This window comes from Pseudomonas sp. HOU2, assembly GCF_040729435.1.
In the GTDB taxonomy this organism is placed as follows: Bacteria; Pseudomonadota; Gammaproteobacteria; order Pseudomonadales; family Pseudomonadaceae; genus Aquipseudomonas.
Genome location: NZ_CP160398.1, coordinates 4,865,178 through 4,886,953, shown reverse-complemented (window position 1 = coordinate 4,886,953; position 21,776 = coordinate 4,865,178). Strand labels below are relative to the sequence as shown.

General features: G+C 54.3%; 24 protein-coding genes and 1 pseudogene. 7 read left to right on the top strand and 18 right to left on the bottom strand.

Annotated elements, in window-relative coordinates:
- Window positions 1-80 precede the first annotated feature (80 nt).
- The gene (locus tag ABV589_RS22155) at window positions 81-1,016 is read left to right on the top strand and encodes a LysR family transcriptional regulator (protein ID WP_007963305.1); all 936 of its coding nucleotides are present in this window, start codon (window positions 81-83) and stop codon (window positions 1,014-1,016) included.
- Between the two features lie 3 nt (window positions 1,017-1,019).
- Here ABV589_RS22155 and ABV589_RS22150 read toward each other — a convergent pair whose 3' ends face one another.
- The 7 genes and pseudogenes from ABV589_RS22150 to ABV589_RS22120 all read right to left on the bottom strand — a co-directional run bounded on the left by ABV589_RS22150 (window position 1,020) and on the right by ABV589_RS22120 (window position 7,975).
- Window positions 1,020-1,385, bottom strand: coding sequence for a 5-carboxymethyl-2-hydroxymuconate Delta-isomerase (locus ABV589_RS22150; RefSeq protein ID WP_007963304.1), 366 nt, complete (start codon window positions 1,383-1,385; stop codon window positions 1,020-1,022).
- Between the two features lie 52 nt (window positions 1,386-1,437).
- A pseudogene (locus tag ABV589_RS22145) lies at window positions 1,438-2,646 on the bottom strand (low temperature requirement protein A).
- 176 nt (window positions 2,647-2,822) lie between these two features.
- A complete protein-coding gene (locus ABV589_RS22140) occupies window positions 2,823-3,743 on the bottom strand; it encodes a LysR substrate-binding domain-containing protein (protein ID WP_027614510.1) in 921 nt (306 codons plus the stop codon).
- Window positions 3,744-3,831: 88 nt separating this feature from the next.
- A complete protein-coding gene (locus tag ABV589_RS22135) occupies window positions 3,832-5,916 on the bottom strand; it encodes a DUF6311 domain-containing protein (RefSeq protein ID WP_367083662.1) in 2,085 nt (694 codons plus the stop codon).
- Window positions 5,913-6,299 carry a GtrA family protein gene (locus ABV589_RS22130; RefSeq protein ID WP_007963294.1) on the bottom strand — a complete coding sequence of 129 codons (387 nt, stop codon included), beginning with the start codon at window positions 6,297-6,299 and terminating at the stop codon, window positions 5,913-5,915. The genes ABV589_RS22135 and ABV589_RS22130 overlap by 4 nt, the downstream gene beginning before the upstream one ends.
- Complete coding sequence (locus ABV589_RS22125) at window positions 6,296-7,006, bottom strand: methyltransferase domain-containing protein (RefSeq protein ID WP_367083660.1); 711 nt, start codon at window positions 7,004-7,006, stop codon at window positions 6,296-6,298. The genes ABV589_RS22130 and ABV589_RS22125 overlap by 4 nt, the downstream gene beginning before the upstream one ends.
- 3 nt (window positions 7,007-7,009) lie before the next feature.
- Complete coding sequence (locus ABV589_RS22120) at window positions 7,010-7,975, bottom strand: glycosyltransferase family 2 protein (protein ID WP_367083658.1); 966 nt, start codon at window positions 7,973-7,975, stop codon at window positions 7,010-7,012.
- 276 nt (window positions 7,976-8,251) lie between these two features.
- Here ABV589_RS22120 and ABV589_RS22115 point away from each other — a divergent pair, with 276 nt between their 5' ends.
- Entirely contained in the window at window positions 8,252-8,443 is a 192-nt protein-coding gene (locus tag ABV589_RS22115) for a DUF1508 domain-containing protein (RefSeq protein ID WP_007963291.1), read from the top strand.
- A gap of 153 nt (window positions 8,444-8,596) precedes the next feature.
- Window positions 8,597-8,803, top strand: coding sequence for a hypothetical protein (locus tag ABV589_RS22110; RefSeq protein WP_027614505.1), 207 nt, complete (start codon window positions 8,597-8,599; stop codon window positions 8,801-8,803).
- A gap of 117 nt (window positions 8,804-8,920) precedes the next feature.
- Here ABV589_RS22110 and ABV589_RS22105 read toward each other — a convergent pair whose 3' ends face one another.
- Together ABV589_RS22105 and ABV589_RS22100 are read right to left on the bottom strand one after the other, a co-directional pair.
- Window positions 8,921-9,253, bottom strand: a complete 333-nt coding sequence (locus ABV589_RS22105) for a type II toxin-antitoxin system HicB family antitoxin (protein ID WP_047598089.1) — start codon at window positions 9,251-9,253, stop codon at window positions 8,921-8,923.
- Window positions 9,250-9,504, bottom strand: coding sequence for a type II toxin-antitoxin system HicA family toxin (locus ABV589_RS22100; protein WP_081730304.1), 255 nt, complete (start codon window positions 9,502-9,504; stop codon window positions 9,250-9,252). The genes ABV589_RS22105 and ABV589_RS22100 overlap by 4 nt, the downstream gene beginning before the upstream one ends.
- Window positions 9,505-9,970: 466 nt before the next feature.
- Here ABV589_RS22100 and ABV589_RS22095 point away from each other — a divergent pair, with 466 nt between their 5' ends.
- The 3 genes from ABV589_RS22095 to ABV589_RS22085 all read left to right on the top strand — a co-directional run bounded on the left by ABV589_RS22095 (window position 9,971) and on the right by ABV589_RS22085 (window position 13,508).
- Window positions 9,971-11,437 carry a site-specific integrase gene (locus tag ABV589_RS22095; RefSeq protein ID WP_367083656.1) on the top strand — a complete coding sequence of 489 codons (1,467 nt, stop codon included), beginning with the start codon at window positions 9,971-9,973 and terminating at the stop codon, window positions 11,435-11,437.
- 1,068 nt (window positions 11,438-12,505) lie between these two features.
- Complete coding sequence (locus ABV589_RS22090) at window positions 12,506-12,937, top strand: hypothetical protein (RefSeq protein WP_367083654.1); 432 nt, start codon at window positions 12,506-12,508, stop codon at window positions 12,935-12,937.
- 97 nt (window positions 12,938-13,034) lie between these two features.
- Window positions 13,035-13,508, top strand: coding sequence for a hypothetical protein (locus ABV589_RS22085; RefSeq protein ID WP_367083652.1), 474 nt, complete (start codon window positions 13,035-13,037; stop codon window positions 13,506-13,508).
- A 294-nt stretch (window positions 13,509-13,802) separates the two neighbouring features.
- On the opposite strand, the gene ABV589_RS22080 is transcribed toward ABV589_RS22085, so the two are convergent.
- Window positions 13,803-14,372 carry a recombinase family protein gene (locus ABV589_RS22080; RefSeq protein WP_367083650.1) on the bottom strand — a complete coding sequence of 190 codons (570 nt, stop codon included), beginning with the start codon at window positions 14,370-14,372 and terminating at the stop codon, window positions 13,803-13,805.
- A gap of 130 nt (window positions 14,373-14,502) precedes the next feature.
- Window positions 14,503-14,721 carry a hypothetical protein gene (locus ABV589_RS22075; RefSeq protein WP_367083649.1) on the bottom strand — a complete coding sequence of 73 codons (219 nt, stop codon included), beginning with the start codon at window positions 14,719-14,721 and terminating at the stop codon, window positions 14,503-14,505.
- A 393-nt stretch (window positions 14,722-15,114) separates the two neighbouring features.
- Here ABV589_RS22075 and ABV589_RS22070 point away from each other — a divergent pair, with 393 nt between their 5' ends.
- Window positions 15,115-15,966 carry an AbiJ-NTD4 domain-containing protein gene (locus ABV589_RS22070; protein WP_367083647.1) on the top strand — a complete coding sequence of 284 codons (852 nt, stop codon included), beginning with the start codon at window positions 15,115-15,117 and terminating at the stop codon, window positions 15,964-15,966.
- 50 nt (window positions 15,967-16,016) lie between these two features.
- On the opposite strand, the gene ABV589_RS22065 is transcribed toward ABV589_RS22070, so the two are convergent.
- From ABV589_RS22065 to ABV589_RS22035, 7 genes are all read right to left on the bottom strand, one after another.
- Window positions 16,017-16,628, bottom strand: coding sequence for a helix-turn-helix domain-containing protein (locus ABV589_RS22065; RefSeq protein ID WP_367083645.1), 612 nt, complete (start codon window positions 16,626-16,628; stop codon window positions 16,017-16,019).
- A gap of 20 nt (window positions 16,629-16,648) precedes the next feature.
- Complete coding sequence (locus ABV589_RS22060) at window positions 16,649-16,816, bottom strand: hypothetical protein (RefSeq protein ID WP_367083644.1); 168 nt, start codon at window positions 16,814-16,816, stop codon at window positions 16,649-16,651.
- Between the two features lie 347 nt (window positions 16,817-17,163).
- Window positions 17,164-17,445 carry a hypothetical protein gene (locus ABV589_RS22055; RefSeq protein WP_367083642.1) on the bottom strand — a complete coding sequence of 94 codons (282 nt, stop codon included), beginning with the start codon at window positions 17,443-17,445 and terminating at the stop codon, window positions 17,164-17,166.
- Window positions 17,445-19,625, bottom strand: a complete 2,181-nt coding sequence (locus ABV589_RS22050; RefSeq protein ID WP_367083640.1) for a hypothetical protein — start codon at window positions 19,623-19,625, stop codon at window positions 17,445-17,447. The genes ABV589_RS22055 and ABV589_RS22050 overlap by 1 nt, the downstream gene beginning before the upstream one ends.
- On the bottom strand, window positions 19,622-20,002 hold the full coding sequence (locus ABV589_RS22045; protein WP_367083638.1) for a hypothetical protein: 381 nt from the start codon (window positions 20,000-20,002) through the stop codon (window positions 19,622-19,624). Before ABV589_RS22045 ends, ABV589_RS22050 begins: the two co-directional genes overlap by 4 nt.
- Complete coding sequence (locus tag ABV589_RS22040) at window positions 19,999-20,262, bottom strand: hypothetical protein (RefSeq protein WP_367083636.1); 264 nt, start codon at window positions 20,260-20,262, stop codon at window positions 19,999-20,001. Before ABV589_RS22040 ends, ABV589_RS22045 begins: the two co-directional genes overlap by 4 nt.
- Complete coding sequence (locus ABV589_RS22035) at window positions 20,259-20,843, bottom strand: hypothetical protein (protein WP_367083634.1); 585 nt, start codon at window positions 20,841-20,843, stop codon at window positions 20,259-20,261. The genes ABV589_RS22040 and ABV589_RS22035 overlap by 4 nt, the downstream gene beginning before the upstream one ends.
- Window positions 20,844-21,776 lie beyond the last annotated feature (933 nt).

Genomic DNA, 21,776 nt, shown 5'->3' with positions numbered 1-21,776 from the left:
TCCTGGCACCATCGTTCCGCTACGATCATGCGCACACGTTTGCGCGGATTCAGCGCAAGGAGCACAGCGGGACGGAACGGATGCTGAACAGTAACTTGCTTCGAAAGCTCGACATGCAGGACCTCATGGTGTTTATCGCCGTGTATGAGCAAAGCAGCGTCACGGATGTCTCGGAGACGCTGTGCGTCAGCCAGTCCACTGTCAGCTACTGCCTGAAAAAATTGCGCACCAGTTTCGAAGACGAGTTGTTCATCAACACCCGCACGGGCATGCGTCCCACCTACAAGGCCGGCACCATGTACGGTCATGTGCAGAAGATCCTCGAAAGCATCAACCTGTGCCACGCCGGCGCCCCGGCCTTCGATCCGACCCGGCAAGCGGTGACCTTCAATATCTGTGCCCCGGAATACTTTGAGCAACTGGTGTTGCCGCGCCTGTTGAAGCGTTTCGACTTCGACGATTTGCCGGTAGTGGTCAACATGCACAAGTTCGAGACCGATGTGCCCGCCGACGAACTGCGCGACGGCAGTCTCGACCTGGTGATCTGTTTCGGCCCCAACTTCCACCGCAGCCACACCGACCTTAAATCGCGGATGCTGCTGGAGGACGATCTGGTCTGTGTCTTCGACAAACGCGCCACGCCGCTGGAGCCGCGCCTGAGCCTGCAGGCCTTCACCGAGCGGCGCCATGTGTTCCCGACGCCGTGGACTTCCACCACCAACATGGTCGATGGCTGGCTGGCGCGTCAGGCGCAGAAACGGCAGATCGTCGCGCGCTCCAACAGCTACAGCGCGGCATTGAAAATGATCACCGGCACCGACTTCATCCTCACCTTGCCCCGACGCATCCAGCGCCTGCTGACCAAAGAGACGGTATTCAATCACTGCGAGGCGCCGAACGGTCTGCCGGGATTCACCCTCGACATGCAGTGGAGCCAGAGCGCCGATCAGGACAGCGCCAACGTCTGGCTGCGGGAGCAGGTGATCAAGGTCTGCAGTGAGCTGGAAGCGGCCTGAGTCCTACACGCCGATGGCGGTCTTGGTGTAGGAGTCGCGGTCGATATCGAGCAATTCCACACACAACTGCACTTCGACTCCGGCCGGCCATTCGCACAAATCCTGCAACACCGCCAGCAGGCTATCCGAGAGCTGCTTCTTGATCTGCGGCGAGCGACCACTGAGCAGCGCCAGTTTCACATGGACGAAAGCGCGCTCGCCGATGCCGGTACCGACCTTGAAGGTCTCGACCTTCACCGCCCGGCTTTTGATATCGAACTCCGCAGCGAACTGACCGGAACCCACCAGCGTGTTGTTGAGCCGGATCAACGCCACATCAGCGTTCAACTGCGGCAGGTTGGCGGTGTATTCCATGTGCAGGTGTGGCATGGGGTGCTCCAGTCGGTCGGCAGAAAAGTCGTACATATACCACAGCGCTGGCCTACTCTCCTGCGGCTTTTTCCGAGGTTATCGAGGCCGACGCCTGACGCAATGCCAGGCTTTCCCACAGCGCTACCAGCACCACGATCGCCGTGGTCAGCGCCCCGAGCATCAGCGCCGAAAACCAGTGATTCAACGCCAGTGGCAGCGCCAGCATGAGCAACACCAGCCCCGCCACATGCGACAAGGGTGGCAGCGGCCGATCGGACATGACCCACTTGAACAGTGCATTGCCCAACAGAAACAGCCAAGGCCCGCCCACGATCACCAGGATCCCGGCGTCACTGGCGTGATCCGGATGCACCAGCACCAGTTCGTCGGCCACCGCACTGACGATCACTCCGGCAACGATCAGCACGTGCAGGTAGGTGTAGGCGATGCGCGCCTGACGACCGGGATCGCTCGAATGCGCGATGCGGTGATGCGCGCGCTAGGCGCCGCTGTCGAAGTACACCCACCACATGCCGATGCTGCCGAGCACCGCCACCAGAAACGCCATGACCCCGGTGGTACTCAGCGTCAGCTCGGCGAACGTCGCGCCGGTCACCAGCAACGATTCACCAAGAGCGATAATCACGAACAGCGCACAGCGCTCGGCCATGTGATTGCCTTCGACGTTCCAGTCACTCAACGACGAACGCCCCAGCCCCGGCACCCAGAAATACAACGAAGGTGAAATCAGTTCGATCGCCAGCGCCAGCGCCCAACACAACAAACGTTGCTGCCCGTCAAGAAAGGCCCCGGCGATCCAGAACACGCCGGAGCACATCAACCACGCCAGAATCCGCTGGAAATTGCGGGTCATGCTCAGCGACTCGCCACGCACCGCCCAGATCGCAAACAGCGTACGCCCGACCTGCATGAACACGAACGCCGAGGCAAACATCAGCCCACGCTCGGTGAAAGCCTTGGGGATCGAGGACGACAGCAACAGACCGGCGATCATCAGCCCGAACAGCCCGAGGCGGATCGGCAGTTTTTCCGGGTCGAGCCAATTGGTGATCCACGAAGTGAAAATCCACACCCACCACACCGCGACCATCAACAGCGCCACCTGCACCGCGCCCAGAATCGACAACTGCGCAAGCAGCGAATGCGAGAGCTGAGTCACGGCAAACACGAACACCAGATCGAAAAACAGCTCGACCATGCCAACCTTGCCGCTGTCGAGACTGCCACGCCCACGCAGCAACGAACGGGAAATGCTCATGGGGACCGGCCTCCGCCAAGGTTATTGCCTTTGAGCAAAGCAGGCAGACCAGACGAACGCAAACCCTTGTAGGAGTGAGCCTGCTCGCGAAAGCGCTGTGTCAGACAACATTGATGTGACTGACACACCCTCATCGCGAGCAGGCTCACTCCTACAGGGGAGATTTGTGGTGGGATTCAGGGCGCGGTCAGTGGCCGTTCACTCATGAACGCCTCAAGCCGCGAACGCAGCCAGCGCTCGGCCGGATCGCTGTCGACGTGGCTGAGCCAGACCATCGACAGATCCAGCATCGGCGTCTTGAATGGGAACGGTTCCTTGAACAGCAGCCCGGAAGCAGCCATGGCTTCAGCGGTGTAGTCCGGCAGGCTGGCGATCAGGTCAGTGCCAGCCAGCAACGCCGGCAGCGCACTGTATTGCGGCACCGACAAGACCACATGCCGGGTGCGGCCGATTTCCGCCAGCCACTCATCGGCATAGCCGCTGATGTTGGCCGTGTGCGACACCAATACGTGCGGGCGCGAACAGTATTCGTCGAGGGTCAGCGGCGAATCCGAGGCATCGGCGCGCAGGATGCTCGGCTGGATATGCCGCAGCAATTTGCGCTTGGCATTCGCGGGCAGGCCTCGGGTCTGGCTGATGCCGACGGTGATGTCGCCGGCGGCCAGCAGATCGGGGATGCGCCAGTAATCGACGTGTTGCACCACGAACACCACGCTCGGTGCCTCTTGGCGCAGCGCCCGCAGCAACGGTGGCAGCAGGCCGAACTCGACGTCATCGGACAGGCCGATGCGGAACGTCATGTTGCTCACGGCCGGGTCGAAATCGTGGGTCAGGCTCAGCGCCACCGACAGCGAATCGAGCGCTGGCGACAGGTACTTGAACAGTTCCTCGGCCCGGGCCGTCGGCTCCATGCGATGGCCGACGCGAATGAACAGCGGATCATTGAACATCGCGCGCAAGCGATTGAGCGCCGAACTGATGGTCGGCTGGCCGAGAAACAGCTTCTCCGCCGCCCGGGTCACGTTGCGTTCGAGCATCAAGGTCTCGAACACCACCATCAGGTTGATGTCGGCCTTGCGTAATTCATTTCGATTCATCCATTGCCCCTGCTCCCCAGACTGCCGGCAGTGTATGAAGTCCTTGGGATCGGCGTCTATCAGACGATTGGCGGTTTGTTCGACAATTTCACTGAACCGTCAGGGTTTTCAAGCCCAACCCCATGACTCGCGCATCGTCATTGAAGCCGAGTTTTTGCGGGCTGACCGCATCGGGCAGATGCAATCGGACATTCAGATATTCCTCGGCTGCCTGCGCTGCGCTGAGCGGTATTTCCAGCCGATTGCCCTGCACCTGAGTCAGCCGCGTCGACAACGCCTCCACACCATTGATGCTGACGATCACTCGCTGACTGAGGTTCGGCGGCATGGCAAAGGCCAGGGCATCAATCACCAGCGCATGCGATCCGGGAGCGACGCGCAGTCGCAGTTCCGCCTCCTGTCCATCACTCCAGGTGCCCCACGCTTCCGGTGTGGACCAGCCTTTGACCAGTTGCCGGGTGCTGCGGTTGAACGTCTGCACCAGTCCCGGCTGGCTCAAGGGTATCGTCGACAGCGCTCGCCCCTGATCGACCATCGCCAGACAGTCATTACAGTGTTTCCAGCCCGGGGCCAGCACGACAAAGTCGTCGACGCGGGTCAACAGATCGGTGTCGCTGTGAATGCTCTGTACCGCCAACTCCAGCGCGTCGTCATCAAGGATGTACAGCGAATCGCTGTCGTACTGGCCGCTGGCGAGATGGCTTTGCGTCGTGCGCAACAGCTTGTCCAGCGCCTTGGGGCTCGTACGCCCCAAGTAAGCCGCGTCGGTTTTCAACCCATGGGTGCCGGCAAAATCGGCAATCGCCTGCCACTGGTCCGGCAGATTTTTCGGTGTCACGGCACGGACATTCTTGTAGTGCGCCGCCGCACTGGCCCAGAACGGATCATGCATCGGGCTGGCCCAGGCTGAGGCTTCGGGCAGCATTTTCGCTGCTCGCAAACCTGCCCAGGCAATCCGGGTGTCGGCGACTTGCACCACTAACCCCAGCGCCAGCAGCCCCATGGCGATACGCGGTCGATAACCACGCACCACCAGGTAGGTGAGCAATATCACGATGGCGTAGAACACCGGCCAGAACATCCGGCCCGAAGCGCGAAAAATACTCGCCGCACGCAGCACGAATTTCGGCAGCGGATAGCCGAACGCCTGCAGGCCGATCCCGATCTGATTCGACAGGGCGAACAGCGTCAACCCGATGAACGCCAACAACAGGAACGGGCGACTGCACAGCAAAGCCTTCAACGAGATACCACTTCTGTACCAGGCGATTGCCGCTACTGGCACCAGCAACAGGACGCCCAGCCCCAGGTAGTTGAAACCTTCGTAATCGCCTGCGCCGTTGGGAATGTTTGGCAAGACAAACGACCAGCCGTCGGCATCCACCAGCGACAGCAGGTTCATTCGGTAAAAGCCGAAACCGCCGCCCGCCGCGCCATCGGTAATACTGAAATAACCCGCCTGCCAGCAGCACACGCTCACCAGCGCGAACAAGCCGCCCAGCTCGATAAGGACCTGACGGCGCGTCAGCTTGCCGACCCACAACTTGCCAACCAGATCCGCGACCCAGATCAGCGCCACCATGCCCAACAGGTACGCGTGAACCAATGCCGTCACGGCGAGCAATGCCCCCCACGCCAGACGTCGGCGCTCAAGTGCCGGGCGGAGCGCCAGATACAGCGCCGCGAGAATCAGGAAGTGCCCGGCCAGCGAAAGATGCCCACCGGTACGCAGAAACATCGGCGGCGAAAACACCAGGAACCCGGCGCCGAGCAAGCGCAATAGGGGGTTGTCGGTGATCAAGCCGAGCAGCTTCCAGGCAAACCAGGCTTGCAGAATGAAACACGCCAGCAGCCATAAACCGAAATACTGGAACGTCTCCGGCAACCAGCCATTGAACGGTTTGAACAGCAGCGCCAGTAGCGGATTGGAGTCGGAAAAAATGATCGCGCTGCCCAGTTCCATCCCATAGGACGGGTTCAGCCCGAGGGGAAAGGTCCAGGGTGAATGGCGAAAGAATACCCAACCCAGGTAATGCGTCGCCGGATCACCGTCCTTGAGCCAGGCAATGTTTTGCGGGTCCAGAGCCCGCGGGCCGATCACCAGAAAAAACGCCAGCGCGCCCAACAGCAGCGGCAACAGCGCGAGGGCCGGATGTTTACTCAGATCCCTCATCGATACGTCCAGAAGTTATGCAGCACAAAGGTGAACGCCGGAATGATCAGCGCTACGGCGCCGATACCCAGCAAGTAATGAAGCCCGGCGATCTGCGCCGCCCACGCGACGAACATGGCAAGGCAGAATCCACCACAGGAAACCAGCATGAAGCGCAGCAGGGTTTTGCCATGCAAACGGGCCGAAAAACTCCAGGTGGTGTTGATCACATAGGACACCACCGTCGCCACGGCAAATGCCACGCCGTTGGCGAGTGGCGGTTGCGCTGCAACGAAATTGATGAACAGCACCGCCACCAGTGCATGCAGGGCGGTGACGAACAGACCGGTCACGGCAAAGCGCAAGCCGCGCTGAATCAACGCCGATCTGTCGGCTGAGGTCACGGTTTACGCGCCAGCACAAACACGCTCAGACCGGCCAGACGATTGCTGCCCATCAGCGGCAGTTCAAGGCTGCACAGGGTTTTGAGCACGCCGTTGACCAGCGGATGATGGCGCTTGAGCTGCGACTGCGGTGCCGCGGCCTGCGGTCCTTTGGGCAGCAAACGCAACGCTGCCGCGATCGGAAACACCGCACCGAAATAGTAGGCACCGCGCTGCACGGTCAAACCGGCGTCACGGGCCAGGGTTTCAAACTGCGGCAGCGTGTAGCGGCGCTTGTGTTCAAGGAAGTCGTCGTGACCACTCCAGAGAAACTGAAAGGCCGGCACGGTCATCAGGAAACGGCTGCCGGACGGTACTTTGTCAACGTAAGCCTTGAGCAGACCGAGGTCATGGTCGACATGCTCCAGTACGTCCATGAGCAGCACCAGATCGGCGTCGATGGCGCCGATATCGCGGCGGTAGTGCACCGGTTTGCCGGCAGTGGTCGCATCGGAATCGGCGGGGTAGCTGATATCGACGCACCACGCCTCCTGCGCCGAGGTTTGCGTCAGCAGATGATGCGAGAAAAACCCCGACCCGGCGCCCACGTCGAGAATCCGCGTAACTGGCGCATCACCGAGCAGACGACGGGTCGCCGCCGCTTTGGAGCAGTAATACCAATGCTCACCGATGCTGTCACCGAGGATGTCGGTTTCCTTGAGATCCATGTTTCAGTCCTTGGGGTCGTAGACGCGACGCACCAGAAAAACCGGCCGGCGTTTGGATTCGATATAAGTGCGCCCGAGGTACTCGCCGAGTACGCCGATGCCAATCAATTGCAGGCCACCGAGGAACGTCACGGCCACCATCAGCGAGGCATAACCGGGCATGTCGACGCCGTGGATCAGCGTGCGCAGCACAATAAAAATGGCAAAGGCAAAAGATACCAGCGAGACCACCGCGCCGATGTAAGTCCATATCCGCAGCGGTTCGGTACTGAAACTGGTGATGCCTTCCAGGGCAAAGTTCCACAGCCGCCAGCCGTTGAACTTGCTCTGCCCTGCCACGCGCTCGGGCCGCTCGTAATCAACATGAGTGGTGCGAAACCCGACCCAGGCGAACAGGCCCTTCATGAAGCGCCGGGACTCGGGCAAGGTCAGCAAGGCATCGACCACGCACCGGTCCATCAGGCGGAAGTCACCGACGTTTTCCGGCAGCGGTTGCTCGGCGATCTTGTTGTGCAGGCGGTAGAACCAGTGCGCCGACGTCTGCTTGGCCCAGGTGTCGCTGCGGCGGCTGATGCGGTGACCGAGCACCACTTCATACCCTTCGCGCCAACGCTCGATCATTTGCAGAATGACTTCGGGCGGGTCTTGCAGATCGGCATCGATAGGCACCACAATCTGCCCGGTGGCGATCTGCAGGCCGGCGGATAACGCCGCCTCTTTGCCGAAGTTGCGGCTCAGATCGACGATGCGCAGCCGCGAATCGTGCCGCTGACGATCCAGCAGCCGCTCAAGTGTGGCATCCGTACTGCCGTCATTGATGAACACCAGTTCCAGAACAATCGACGCCTGGTGCTGAAAGACTTCATCGATGCGCTGAATGAACGCGTCGAGACTGTCTTCCTCGTTAAAAACCGGGACAACCAGCGATAACGTGACCCGTGTGGCCTGTGCCGTTCCATGCTCAGTCAAGGGAATGCTCTTTTTATAATGTTTGTCGGTCGTCGAAACATTTTCAACGCCATGAGCCGTCCCGTATTAAGCAGTAGCGTCGATAGCCTTGCAAGGTGCAAATGACGCCATTTTGGCCAATCCAGACGCCGATGCGTGCGCTCTAGCCCGCGCTCTTCAGAAACATCTGCCAACGATTGGAAACAAATGCCCGATAGCGAAAAAACCTCGCTCCGCTAGGCTTGCGACGATGCACCACACGGGTTGGCGCAAACACCATCGCAAGGAGCGAACTGAATGTATTTCGAGATCTACAGGCAATCCCGAGGCACCCCGAGCACCGGCAAAGGCCAATGGCGCTGGAGACTGCGGGCGGGGAACCACGAGACAATTGCCAGTGGCGAATCCTATGTAAACAAGGCCGACTGTTTACATGTGATCGAGTTGATCAAGGGTGTGCAGGGGGAGACGCCGGTGAAGGAGATCTGACCGGGCCACCCGGCATGGTGCCGCGTCCTACAGCCTCTTCCTTTTTCGTCTGAAGCGCTGGCAAAGCACTTTTGCGCCCCTACGCTCTTCAGCGTACGGGGCCATCCAGCCCTGTTTCGCCAAATGACGTTCAAACCCAAAAGGAGCCGCATCATGGCTAGAGACAAAGCGAAAGACGACAAGCACTTCAACTGTACCCAGACGCATGAAGCCGACTACGTCGCCAGCCTCTATCCGCACGCCAAGGATGAGGTTAAGACCTTCCTGGCCTCGGCTTGCAAGGACAACACCCTGCGCAACTCGACGCACAAGGAAGTGTATGACCTGATCAAGCAGAAGCTCGGGCATCCGCAGCCGTGAGTGGCTGATGCGGGTGTTTGGTAAAGCCCGCAGATACAAAAAAGCCCTGTAGCTTCTCAGCTACGGGGCTATTTGCTCTGTTCGGGAACGACGTACAAGCTCCAGACCCGAATCAAGCTAGGCATGGGCCTCTCGGTCAAGAACATCCGCAACCCACTGATTAATGCTTTTTTGAGCCAATTGCGCTTTTACGGCAACAGTCGCATGAAGAGCTGGCGCCAAACGCAGACTGAGATTGCCCGAATAAGGCTTTTGAGGAGCACGGCCCAGTTTTGCGCAAGTCTCCAGATAGTCAGTAACAGCCTCTTCGAACGCTGACCGAAGCTCTTTTACAGATTCGCCATGAAAACCTACAACGTCCTTGATCCCAGCGATATGACCAACAAAAAGACCATCTTCATCACTGTATTCAATTCGGGCGGCATACCCGTTGTAATTCATCACGTTCATGGAGTGACTCCTGCTTGTTCAAGAAAAGCCCGAGCATCACGAACCTGATAGGGCTTTGCTTCTTTATCCGGGTGAGGTCGGTGGAACGTAGCGACCACACCTCTTAATTCAAACCGAACTCGCGAACCATTGCCTTCGACGGTTCTGGCCCCGACCGCATTGAAAAGAGACTCGATGCGCGCCCATTCCAACGTGGCGGGTGTGGGTCGTGAAAATATAGCTGCGAGCGTACCGAGCTGTTTGTTGTTCATAGTATTACACCATGATACCGCGCAGGAAAAATTGACAATCGCGATTCATATCGCTGATCGATGAAGCGCCCCCCTTTGAACAAGCGGACAACGCCACCCTCCAGGCTTTAAAAGCGGCGTGTTTTTATCCGAATTCCGGTCAATATTGGGCACGCAGGTCAGGATAAGGAGTGATTTGAAATAGAGCTGTAGGTAGACTCCGAGAGTTACGTACGAACCGGCATCAATCGAATCACATCCGATTATCGACTTTTCAACCTCGGGTTCCGGCGACAGGATTTGCTGATCACTCAAGCGAGCAGAAAAAAAAGCCCCGTAGCTCTTCAGCTACGGGGCTTTTTCTATGTAATGGCGGAGAGATAGGGACTCACCATTCGCAACTAAGAGACCCAATAAACGCCGTATTTACTGGCTTTCTCGGTACTATTACGTAGAATATCTACGTAGAAAAACAGAGAGTGCTTCTATGCCGAAGGCCAATAATCTGCAACTACAAGGCGGCACCTATCACGTCAGGATGGATATTCCCAAGGACGTGCGAGAGGCTTTCGGCGGTCGTCGTATTCTTTCGCTGTCTTTGAGAACTGGGTCGCGAGAAGAGGCCATGTTCCGCCGTCTGCCCATCCTCCATGCTTGGAAGAGTCAGATAAAAGCCTTACGTGAAGGCAAGTTGCTGGGAGATGGCTGGCAAGAAGACGTAGTGCAGACCCTCGAAGATTTGGATGCAATCACCCAAGGGCAAAAGCGAGCACTTGTCGGTGAGACCGCCCCGCCACTGCCTGATGTTGATCCAGCCCTCAGAGCGAGGCTCATGAACAGCCCCCGTTTTATGCAAGCTGTACGGCTGCTTGTGAGCGACCATCTCAAGGATGGAATCGGCGGAAAAGTACAGATTCAGGACGAACTGAATCGCGGACTCAAAGGCATGCTGCAAAAGCGTCTTGGCACTGACTACAAGCTCACTGCTGAGCAGGGCCAAGAACTGGAAACGCTGGTGAAAGATCCGGCCAGCTACAAGACTCGTTCGCCGATTACGAAGGCACGGCTAGCCTCATTCCGCAACTACAGGCTTGAGCATCACGTCGCACTCAAGACGGTGAATCAGCAGGAATCGAAGCTGTTGAATCTGTCGGAGCACCTGCAAACCACTGGCACCAAGCTCGACTTTGATTCGGTGAGTTCTTGGCTACAGGGCATGAAGCTCAGCAGCAAGACCAAGCAGCAATACCTACTCGCTGGTAGTCAGTTCTGGCAATGGGCAATGACGCATGAGCCACAGTGGCGACAGGCTTTCAAAGGGCATGTGAACCCGTTCGAGAAACACACGCTACCTACACTCAAAGGCAAGGCCAAGCTTGACGCGAAACGGAAGGCGTTCACCGTTGAGGAAGTCGGCACCCTGTACAAAGCAGCGAAGGAACAGAATCTCGGCGCGCTACCAGACTTGATTTTGCTGGGTGGGTACACCGGCGCTCGCATTGAGGAACTGTGCCAGCTCCGCAAGGAACATCTGATTACCGTGGACGGTGTGAAGATGTTCGATATCGTGGACTCGAAAACCGTTGCAGGTATTCGACAGGTGCCGGTGCATCCCAACCTAACGGCACTAGTAGAACGACTCAGCGAATCATCTACGGACGACTATCTGGTGCCTACAGGCAGCAATAACAAATATGGGATTCGGTCGGATGCACTGAGCAAGGCTTTTGGTAGGCTGAAAACCACCTTGGGCTTTGATCGTACCCGCGTATTCCACTCAATCAGGGCGACGGTTATCACATCACTGGTGAGGGCAGACATACCTGACAGGCTGATCAAGGAGCTTGTAGGTCACGAAACTGGAACGGTGACGTTCGACGTGTACTCGAATGGATCATCACCGAAACAGAAGTTCGACGCCGTTGCTAAGCTACCCACCATTCGTACTGTTTAAATGTCAGCGCACGCTGACGGGGTTATGCCTTTGACCGAAGGTCGGAGCTAACTCCCACCAATGGGAACACCTCAGACCTAACGGTCTACCTCGACCACATACACCTTCTACACAAATCAGCTTTTGCCTTGCTCTTCTGCTTAGGTGCAAACGGATGCCATCGGCATCGCTGGATCACTGACGACCGTAGGTCGAGGGCGTCAACACGTAAGCTTCGCTTACAACGTAGGGAACAGAATCAAGAGTTGGGGCTACTCCTATACATTATACAACGCTATTCGATCATAGCATTAAAACCGTAATCCTAAGACGGTTTGTGCATAAGCGTCACCATCTGTCACATCACCATTGAAGGAAACTAGTGGGCAAATAGCCCTATCGCAACTCCATTTTTTTGTATTAGGGTTTGCGCCCTTAAAAATCCGCTGAAGGGTTTTTCCCGGTGAAAAAACAGTGACAGACGGTCTAGCGCAGCAGGTTCGCGGCCTACACGGGAATTCCGCGTTTCTTACACAATTTACGCATAGGTTTATCCACAGGCAGTACATTGCAATCCGCCCCTGAAACGCATTATCTTGTAGCACGGCACGAAAAAGGCCCTACATGTAGGGTTTTGTCGTATATGGAAGACCGTATAGGTCGGTAGAAGGGAAATGCTTGCGAGTGGTCACGCGAAGTTTGGCGACAGAACGTGATCCACCCGCACCACCCCCGATACACACGTTTCGAAAAACGCATGAATCTGGGCAGGCGGTTATTAAGCCAACAGCGTGACCGTCACGTCAACAACACTTTGTGTGTACGTTGTCACGCCCAGAGGATTGCACCACTGCAATTTCTCTAGAGGCTCCATTTCTCATGGCCAGACGTCCTCGTCACCGCTCGTCGTCTCAACGTACCAAAAGTGTTTTCGTCCACGATTACCCTCGCTGGCGCTTCGGGCGCTGGGAGCACGTGAGGCAGCACTTCCGTAGCCCTCCTTTCCAATATGTCCTTGATCTGTAATCGATGAAGAAGAATCACCAACTTTGTTCAGGTTGGTGATTCCCCATAACTAGGAAAATCAAAATGTCAGGACAGCCCAGCCCAGTCCTACAGTTGAAAGTCGCTCACAACGAAGCGGCCAGCAAACTGGATTACTTCATTCTCGGCGTGACGTTGGCGATCTGTGCCTACCTCGCCCAAACCAACCCCTACGCCCAGCTAGGTATCAACAAGGAAACGTTCCTGCTTGGTAGCCTGTTGGTCTTCGCCACCAGCGCGATCTGTGGTTTCAAAAGGATTGAATCAACGATTGCAGCGATTCGAATGAATGCTGTTGCACTGGAAGAGCCTGACCCACAAGTGCGTGCCTACTGCATCATGAGGCTCAATGAAAGACGAGAGTCGCACTGGTGGTACATGGCACGGAATCTCCTGTTGGCTGCTGGCCTAGCGTGTTATCTCGCTACAAAAGTGTGGGACACGTACCAGAATCATGGGTGGATATCGGTGCATTAAACTAACTACCCACGTACCTGGCCCAACCTGTGACGTAGTGGCACGGTGCCAAGCTACCGGGTAATCTTCTAGCTCATCCAAGACATGGCCGAGTGTTATGCCCTCAAGCGTTGCGTTTCAATGGCTACAGTTCCTTCTCACGATTTTCGGCGGGATACTCATATTCATTGTCAGTCAGGCTGTGCTGAAACTCGTGATCGAGCCGGTGCAACAGTTCAAGGGCGCTATTGGCCTGACAGCCAACACGCTGCTTCGGCACCGAGGAAAACTCACTAACGGGCTGGAAGATGCGGAGCTATCGGCGAAGGTCTTTGACCACGCCGCTGAGCTGGTATCGAAGGCCGAGGTGATTGTCTGCTACCGATTGGCAGCGTTCCTGTTTCGGTTACCTTCAAGGAAGAACATTGTAGAGGCATCACGCGAGCTAAACGGGATCGGCCACGAGACAAGAGATTCAAATCCACCTTTCACTCATATGGCACAGATACCAAAACCTTTATCGGTTCGCAGAAACCACGATTCACTGATAAAGATCGCCGAATTACTACGAGTGAAGACGGCCTACGAGTAGCAGCACCATAAGAGCGATATTTCTAGACACTTGCCCCCGCCGTTTTAGACTTTGCAAGGGGTGGGGGGTCGTCTGTATGCAGGCGTGGAAAAATAAGATTGGCTCGGTTTTGCTGGAGGTATTGAACAGGTCAGACACCGGCAGCAGCCAAAGCGGATTGATTCGTAAATAATGACAGTCAGTCTGTAGCGCACTCAGGCGCTGTCAGAGGCGTGCAACCTCAGCGATGATGCACGGGCTGCAAAGACAACAAAGCCCGCTCAAGGCGGGGCTGATGTGGATCTACAGGTCTACTCAAACCTTGTTCCAATGTCTCTTGATGGTGGCAATTCCCACACCTAGCTCAGTAGCCGCCTGAGCCTGTGTCATGTCCTTAGCCTTGAGTCGTTGCACTGCTACTGTGGTGCTGATGGCCTCGGGCCTACCCAGCTTCTTGCCTTCTGCCTTGGCACGGATCAAACCTTGTTGAGTGCGCTCAATCAGTAAGTCACGTTCAAACTCCGCAACAGCTCCCAACACTTGCATGGTCATCTTGCCTGCTGGCGATGTTAGATCTACCCCACCAAGGGCGAGGCAGTGAACACGGATACCATTGGTAGCCAGATGTTCAACGGTCTGGCGTACATCCATGGCGTTACGCCCCAGACGGTCAAGTTTGGTAACGATCAGCACGTCACCGCTCTCCATGCGATCTAGGAGCCTCTTGAAGCCGGGACGCTCACTAGCAGCGATGCTGCCTGAGATAGTTTCTTCGACCACCCGGCTAGCCTGCACATCGAAACCAGCAGCCTTGACCTCTAAGGTCTGGTTCTCGGTGAACTGTGAGGCTGTTGAGCAGCGTGCATAAAGGAATGTGCGGGACATAGCAGTTAGCTCTTGGGATCGTTTAACGTGGTATCAGCTTACCAGCGCATCAACAAATCAAGAAGCCTATTTAGATGATACTCGATACCGCTTGTCAGAATGGTATCGTTTAACGGTCGTTTGTTGAGACCTACACCTGACGAAGCTGATAAATCGCGTCAGTGAGCGCTCGGGCATGAGTATCCAGTCCATTTAGTGCGGCTAGGGCATTGTCGGCGGCGTCATCGCCTCCTTGGCTAGCTACCCACTGAGCGAGTTCCTCCAGCGCTGCTGCGATCCCGTGCTGGTTGCTCAGCAAGATCGTGAGCGCATCAGCCGTGGCGATGTTGGCACTTGTATTGTGTGACATGGCAATCATCCTTGAGGGGTGGTGCAGGAATCGTAGCGCAGCTCTGGGTAGGCTGGGGCTGGGTGATGTGGTTTTGCAAAAATTGGTGATTCCGGCTCAAAACTACCGTTTTGGCGTAGAAACCTCAACTTGAGGCGTCCGCACCGAATCCAGCTTATCCGTGCAATCTGGCAAGCCCCGAAAATGCTGGCTTGCAGAGCGAAGCTCTAACCAGAGGCATGCAAAGAGCTGTCCTCAGTGACAAGGTTTCAGTAGGGTTTCATGTGGGTTTTCAGAGGATTCTCATCTTGTTAGACAAAACCTCAATGGCCACCTGCCAGCGTAGTACACTACTCATCAGCAATCAGGCGCTAGCCCTAGAAGGCGATGACTGATATCAGAAGATGAGGTGCCATGGTGACAATGGATTTCTCACAGCGAATGGGTCTAGCTCCTGATGTGAAGGTGGCTCAAGTCGAAAGTATTGATATTGCATTGCAGAATGCTCTCTGGAATGTATTAACACTCAAGCTTTTTTCAAGCTTCTACCAGTCGAAAGAATACTTCCCAGATATGCTAGCCGGGTCAAACTTTCAAAAGTTCGCGGAACTGGTATTCTCTGAGTTCCACAAGGTGCCTGTAGATACAATTCCTTATAAATGGCCGGAATTCAAAAAAGCAATACGTGAAAACTTCTTCAAAATGAAGTGGCATCGCGTATATAGTTTTTTGGAATTCATAGTAGGTCTAAATTATAACGGCTCTGAGCAAATTCTCGTGGAAGAGTTTAATAGGGTTCTCGAGCGCGAAAACTCAGCCTACCGTTTCGTTTCTGGAAAGGTCACACCTATCACGTCTAGTGATGAGATTGAGGAGGTTGAAAAGGCAATCTCGGGATCTGACAAATATACTGGCGCTAGAACCCATCTTCAAACAGCGCTCGGCCTACTAACTGACAGGGAAAACCCGGACTACCGAAATTCAATTAAAGAAAGCATAAGCGCTGTTGAGTCTCTTGCAAAGAAGCTCGTGGGCGATGATAAGGCTACGCTAGGACAGGCACTGAAGATTCTTGAGACCAAGCATAATCTGCACGGGAGCTTGAAATCAGCTTTCCTCACCCTCTATGGCTACACCAGTGACGCCAGTGGCATCAGACATGCGTTACTAGACAATGCTGCCGCACCAACCAAAGCAGATGCTAGATTCATGCTCATCTGCTGTTCAGCCTTTATCAACTTCGCAATCGACAGTGTAGAAGACTGAGCACGGAGTTCTGGCCTTGCATCGTAAGGCCAGGAATTGACTGATCTGGATCACCCCCAAAGGTCTGGTTCGCTTGAGTTATTAGCAAGCCCCTTGGGAAGTACAGGAACATCGTAATCAATCTCCTCATCCAGTGTATCGGCGAAACCTCGCACTGTTTCATGTACGATTACAGGAGTCCTCACAGGGTTGTCGATATACGCATCTAGTGGAAAAGCTAGTGGCTCTACAGCCGCCTGTGGTGCGATCACACGGGCACTAACAATTGAGGCTGCCGATGTCGCAACAGCATTGAAAGATTGCTCACACAGGGATCCAGAGGCGCCTCTATCGTATAAATGCAGTGGAGCTACAATCTTGTAGCTATTGGAGTATACGAAACCACGAAGTTTCTTACGCTCCACAACCATATACCCATGTTCCACCAACAGCTTAATGAACCCCTTCACAGTGCTAACGTCGCACCCAGTATCCTTAGCAATGTCCTCTTGATCATCAAACCAATCATTGCCCAGCGATTGGAAAAACTTGTAACGGTCAACCATGTGCACCCAGATGATTTTCTGTGTACCTGTGAGTTTGAATTGCTGGCCAGTGGTTTTACTAATCCAGTGTGTAGCACGCATCATTTCCTTAGGGATCTGGCAAAATGCTTCGGTCATCGTATTCCTCGTATATTTGATTATAGGCTTTTCATTTGTTCCAAGAACTTGGTTTCTTCCATTGCCCCAGTTCGGTAGAGGGCAATCATTTCAATCATCTGTGCAACACGAGCTGCTGCACTAGGGCCACCATTACCGTTACTGGCCTTTAACCATTCACGGCTGTGTTGACGAAATTGAATATTCATTTCATTTCTCCTTGCACGGTAAAATCTCACAGCGGTCAGAATGACCTGTATGGACTCAATGTTATTTCCATAGGGTGTGTGCACCGCTAATTGATGATCCTTGCACGATCAATCACAATTCCCTACACAGAACAAAAAAGCTCTTCTGCTTTGTAGGTGCAAGAAACCCAGAGGGTGCACACGATGCAGCGAACGCAGTGAGCGAATTCACACACCGCATTCAGTCTTACTATTTCTTTCTTGTTATTATCAGTCTTATTAGTAGGGGATTTTCCCCCCTGTGACGTAGTGGATTTTCCCCTGTGTACATAGGGGAATTTCCCCCCTGTAGACTTGAAGCAGAATGACTACCTGTTCTGACCTCGACTCAAAGCCTCGGATAGCTTCAAGTCAATTCGCTTATCAACCCAATTATGGAGCTGCGCTCTCTCTCGGGACTGCTCGACCTGCAACTGGTTGTATTGATCGTGCACTAGCTCAGTTGTATATGAGTTGGCGTTACGCTCTGCTAAGAGAGCGTAGGTTTTCGCCATGTTGTCGGTGTGCACAAACAGATAGCCAATGAGCAGCGCCAGTATCATTACCTGCGCGATTGCAGCCAGCACAATCGCCCGAATAACGGAAACCATCAGTAAAGCTCTTTCTGATTGGCTTGTGTTTCTCTCAGCATCCTTTGCATCCGTGCATCAACTTCGTCACCGATAACTTTACCTAGCACTTCATCACCCCCGACTGTGTTTACATTCACAGTGATGGACGGTGAAATTGTGTTGTTATTGTTAGTGACATGCTCATTTGTAGTGGTGATTTGCTGCACTGGGTACTCAACAGATGAGCCAGACGTCCGCATCATGTCTCTTGAGGTGATTGGCTCAAATGTGTCAGGGCGGAAGCGCTGATACTCACCAATTCGCTCAGCCAATTCACCCATATCCATGTCAAGCCTTAGCTTAGATAGATCAAGCTTCGGAAACTGCATTCCTAGCGTGTTCATTTGCGGCGCTCTAACTTTGTTCGCAGGGCCTTCATCGTAATCAGGAGAGTTCGTAAACCAGCGGAACAAGCGGTTAATTGGATCTTGAGGTTTCTCACCGGTAGATGGCTTAGGCGTACTGAGCGCACTTACATCAATCGCAGGCTGATCAGGTGATAGGCCGTCGATCTTTTTAGCTGCCTGCTCCGGAGTATCATCTTTCCCGAAGATAAACCGAGCAAAAGACGCAGCCATTTTGTTGAGAGCAATGTCAGCCTGTACCGCAGCCTCTTTCAAAGGCTTCAATGCCTCTGTCAGCTCCATTTCACTCTTGATCCTTTCATTGATCGAGTTGATCAATTCCGGACTCTGATCCAACCCTTGCTGCTGCAAGAATTTCTGATTGGAAAGGCGAGTCGCGTTGGCATCGATGCTGCCACTCTGACGTTCAATTGCAGCGGCGTTTTCCTTCACGAACAACTCAATACCCTTAGTGAAGTCAATTGCCTTGAGGTTGCCTGTCTTGGTGCTGGCTCTGAAATCCTTCTCTAGATTGGCGTCAAGGGCATGCTTGTTACGTTCAGCCCATGCACGGCGGATTGGCTCCACCAGCAATGGCGCTGCTTCGGAGAAGGTGTTCAGGTCTTCCCTATCGCCCTGTGATTTGCTCGCAATCTGCTGGAGTTGCAGGTTTGCACGGCGCTGTTCCTCGGAAGTCATCCCAGCACCGCGAAAGGCTGCTTGGCGTGTTTCATATGTGCCAGTGGCTTGGCTGATGCTACGACCACGAGCCATTTCCGCCATCAGGAATGTTCGGTACGCCTTAGCGGATTCAAGACTAGCCTCAGTGCCATATTTCGCATTGATCCGTAGCCATTCCGATTTGGCGAATTCCGCGTTAGCAGGATTCTTGCCCCCCGCCTGAGACAGGACGTTTTCAAGTTGCTGACTCTCAGACACTCGGGCCTGTGTAGCGGAGAGACGGTCTCCAAGGGCGCTTACAGCTCCCACAATTGCAGCTAGACCAGCGGTGACACCGCCTAGGGCGAGAGCCCCGGTTCCAAGACCCATAAAGCCTGTAGAGGGGCTAGGTTCGTTACGCTTAGCCTCCCAATGAGCTTGCCGGGTTTGAGCCCATTGGAAGCGCTCACCCTTCTGAGCGTGGCTTACTTCGAGACGTTGAGCACGAAGCTTTGCAGCCTCTTGCTGTGCAGCAAACTTCACTGCTGCACGGTGTGCACTCAGCCTTGATTGTTGTAGAGCAAACTCGGCTTTCTGAGTTGCCGTCATTGCTTGGAATTGCTTCTGTTGCAGGATGGCGGTCTTCTGTTGCTGCTGGCCTAGGAGTGCTTCCCAGCGAGCTTGACGAGCCTTGTGCTGCTCAATGGATTGAGCCTGTTTGAGTGCCGCGCCCGACACCTTCAAACGCTCGCCTTCGGCCTTGGCTGACTTGGCATCTAGAACGGCCTGAGCGATCTTATCGCGCAGGGCCTGGGACTGGATTGCTGCCCCTTCTTTCTGGCGAAGGTTGATGAGCTTCTGCCCCTGTAGTTCAGCGGTGAACGTTGCACGTCTGGTGCGTTGCACAGCCTGCTCAAGCTTTAGCTCTCGGTCGAGGTTGGCTCTTACCGTCTTGGCTAGCTTCTCTTGTCCAGCGCTATCAAGCTTGATGCCCATCTTGGCACCCAGTTTCTTACCTAGAACATCTGCCTCACGAGACAGAGCCATCATCTTCTGGCGTGCTTGAGCCAAGCCACGCTCAAAGCGTTGAAGGCCGGAGATATCCACTTGGAACTGGAGAACACCAATGAGCTTGGCGATGACTTCAGAATTCATCGTTTAGACTCCCCGTAACCGTGGCGGAGCTGTCTCGATTCCAGCAGCTTATTAAAAGCACGATGGAATGCCGGAGTGTTGCGTCCGTATTGAACAACGTTAGCGGTGTCGTAGTAATCGCCTTGGTTGTTATCTACGTAGGCGGCGAATACATCTTGCACAGAGCGCGAGCCGGTAAGTGCGAAGTACAAACTGCCGTCTTCGTGTCTCACCCATTGGTAACTAAAATCGATATCGAAGCCATGATACTTGCGAAGCCATTGCCCCATAGCACAGGTGAACATTCTGATTTTTGGGTGGCCTGTCATGCGGGTGATGCTGTGGTATTGCGGTTGGGACTTTTTCAACCCAGTTTGTTCGGTGACGCGGTTTGTCATTGGTTATTCTTATCCTCGTGTGCTTTTTTAGCAGCCTCAAGCAACTTAGCGGCACGCTCTTTAGCTGCAAGCAACTCCAGAGCAGCTTTAAACGCGATTACAGCCTCTTCCGAGGCTTCTTCATCTACTGGTAACGCTTGTTTTGTAACGACCTCTACAGGAGTCTCTACAGGGCTTGTAGAGAGTGTATCTTTAGCGTACTTAAGTCTAAGCAACAGCTCTGTACCTGATAGAGTGCTTGGATCGATTTTATCGGTCATTGTTTGCCTCCAAGAGCTGCCAGCACTTCAGCTTCTACACGGGCGTATTCTTCTGCTTCTTGTGTTGCCTTAACATCCAACTCAGCTTGTCGTTTCTTACGGCGTTCGTTGGCAATCAGCGACTCTACTTCCTTCGCCACACAAGCAGCTTTAGCCTCGGCTAGCTGGGCAAGATAGTCAGACTCAACTTGAGCCTTGATTTGAGCAATCTCTTTTTCGACTTGTGATTCTGGCTTGCGAAGCGAGAGAACTACCCAGTCTACTGTTGGCCCTGCAATCAGCTTGGGCAGATGAGCGATTTCTCCGGTCGCTCGGTAGCCTTGCACGGTAGTCAATTCGGCATAGCGGTCGAGAGCTTGTTGCAATCCTTGCACCTCGAACTCTTCCATGATTCCAAGTTGCTCACGCCCTTGGATATTGCACTGAGTGCGATCCTTGTAAAAATCCACTTCGATGTCTTGTAGACGCTTTAGATACGCTGCATCTGGTTGGAACAGTTGTGATTCTTTCATTAACGGTGTTACCTCTTTGGTTATTGTGGTTGGTGTAGCGTTTTGCTTTTCTTGGCGGTGATGCTGCATTCTGCACTTCGTAGAGCAGAACTTAGCGTGCGGGGCTTGCGGCCTAACGGGGAACTTGGTATTGCATACAGCACAGGGCTGATAGGTTACTTTCGCCATATTGAATCCTTGAATGTTGTTGTAGGGTATGCGCTGTTACGCGGATTACCGGGCACGAAAAAATGGCCAGAATTTTTAGGCTCTGGCCAGAATGGTTACAGCGTTATGAAATTAGTTATCCATGCCGGCTATGAAGGCTACCCGTAGGATTGACGGGCCGAGGAAGGATCTAACAACTTCCCCTCAGCCGAACTCCCTTAGGAGCAGTCCAGCTAGTTGTGACAAGTATTGGCCCGCCCACTTATCTAGAACGTGACAGGACTAAAGGATCCTTGGCCTACAGAAAAACCGAACTCGGTTGCAACCCCGGTTCGGTTTAAGTGTTCTGAATTTGGAGTAGAACAGAGAGCGAATAAATCTTCTGTCTCTGTGTACTTATTATACCACGAATTCTAGGGATTACAACCATACAATAAGCAAAACACGTGCCAATGTCGCCTATGCTGTACATAATGTCGTATTTGCCACGGCCCAAGCCAATACAGCCAAAGCCTGAAATGTTTCAAGATTTGCCATCACCTTGATATTGCTTGGATCCAGACTAGGCTCATATTGCTTTCAGGCTGCCTATTGCGGCTTGGGCAACAACTGCCATGGGGATGTGAAATGAGCAAGTCACCAATAGGAACTACGGGGAAAACCGGCGAAAAATCACCAGAGAGTGGTGTTTGGAAATCGCAAGACACACCCTCTACTACCGCACCAATCGCCAAAGGAAATGTATTCCCACCGCATAACGGCAAAGCTGTTACGTGGAAGCTGATCTCCTACGCATAAAGAGCGCCGCAACAAGAAAGCCTCAGAGAATTGAGGCTTTCTAGGCAAATCCGCCAG

Bases quoted from the DNA above. Each gene is read 5' to 3' on its own strand.
- ABV589_RS22040 (WP_367083636.1), bottom strand. From the start codon at position 20,262: ATGACCGATAAAATCGATCCAAGCACTCTATCAGGTACAGAGCTGTTG.
- ABV589_RS22095 (WP_367083656.1), top strand. From the start codon at position 9,971: ATGCCGAAGGCCAATAATCTGCAACTACAAGGCGGCACCTATCACGTC.
- ABV589_RS22100 (WP_081730304.1), bottom strand. From the start codon at position 9,504: ATGAACAACAAACAGCTCGGTACGCTCGCAGCTATATTTTCACGACCC.
- ABV589_RS22115 (WP_007963291.1), top strand. From the start codon at position 8,252: ATGTATTTCGAGATCTACAGGCAATCCCGAGGCACCCCGAGCACCGGC.
- ABV589_RS22070 (WP_367083647.1), top strand. From the start codon at position 15,115: ATGGTGACAATGGATTTCTCACAGCGAATGGGTCTAGCTCCTGATGTG.
- ABV589_RS22135 (WP_367083662.1), bottom strand. From the start codon at position 5,916: ATGAGGGATCTGAGTAAACATCCGGCCCTCGCGCTGTTGCCGCTGCTG.
- ABV589_RS22105 (WP_047598089.1), bottom strand. From the start codon at position 9,253: ATGAACGTGATGAATTACAACGGGTATGCCGCCCGAATTGAATACAGT.
- ABV589_RS22085 (WP_367083652.1), top strand. From the start codon at position 13,035: ATGCCCTCAAGCGTTGCGTTTCAATGGCTACAGTTCCTTCTCACGATT.
- ABV589_RS22065 (WP_367083645.1), bottom strand. From the start codon at position 16,628: ATGACCGAAGCATTTTGCCAGATCCCTAAGGAAATGATGCGTGCTACA.
- ABV589_RS22055 (WP_367083642.1), bottom strand. From the start codon at position 17,445: ATGGTTTCCGTTATTCGGGCGATTGTGCTGGCTGCAATCGCGCAGGTA.
- ABV589_RS22090 (WP_367083654.1), top strand. From the start codon at position 12,506: ATGTCAGGACAGCCCAGCCCAGTCCTACAGTTGAAAGTCGCTCACAAC.
- ABV589_RS22045 (WP_367083638.1), bottom strand. From the start codon at position 20,002: ATGACAAACCGCGTCACCGAACAAACTGGGTTGAAAAAGTCCCAACCG.
- ABV589_RS22035 (WP_367083634.1), bottom strand. From the start codon at position 20,843: ATGCAGCATCACCGCCAAGAAAAGCAAAACGCTACACCAACCACAATA.
- ABV589_RS22080 (WP_367083650.1), bottom strand. From the start codon at position 14,372: ATGTCCCGCACATTCCTTTATGCACGCTGCTCAACAGCCTCACAGTTC.
- ABV589_RS22060 (WP_367083644.1), bottom strand. From the start codon at position 16,816: ATGAATATTCAATTTCGTCAACACAGCCGTGAATGGTTAAAGGCCAGT.
- ABV589_RS22150 (WP_007963304.1), bottom strand. From the start codon at position 1,385: ATGCCACACCTGCACATGGAATACACCGCCAACCTGCCGCAGTTGAAC.
- ABV589_RS22110 (WP_027614505.1), top strand. From the start codon at position 8,597: ATGGCTAGAGACAAAGCGAAAGACGACAAGCACTTCAACTGTACCCAG.
- ABV589_RS22125 (WP_367083660.1), bottom strand. From the start codon at position 7,006: ATGGATCTCAAGGAAACCGACATCCTCGGTGACAGCATCGGTGAGCAT.
- ABV589_RS22050 (WP_367083640.1), bottom strand. From the start codon at position 19,625: ATGAATTCTGAAGTCATCGCCAAGCTCATTGGTGTTCTCCAGTTCCAA.
- ABV589_RS22075 (WP_367083649.1), bottom strand. From the start codon at position 14,721: ATGTCACACAATACAAGTGCCAACATCGCCACGGCTGATGCGCTCACG.
- ABV589_RS22155 (WP_007963305.1), top strand. From the start codon at position 81: ATGCTGAACAGTAACTTGCTTCGAAAGCTCGACATGCAGGACCTCATG.
- ABV589_RS22140 (WP_027614510.1), bottom strand. From the start codon at position 3,743: ATGAATCGAAATGAATTACGCAAGGCCGACATCAACCTGATGGTGGTG.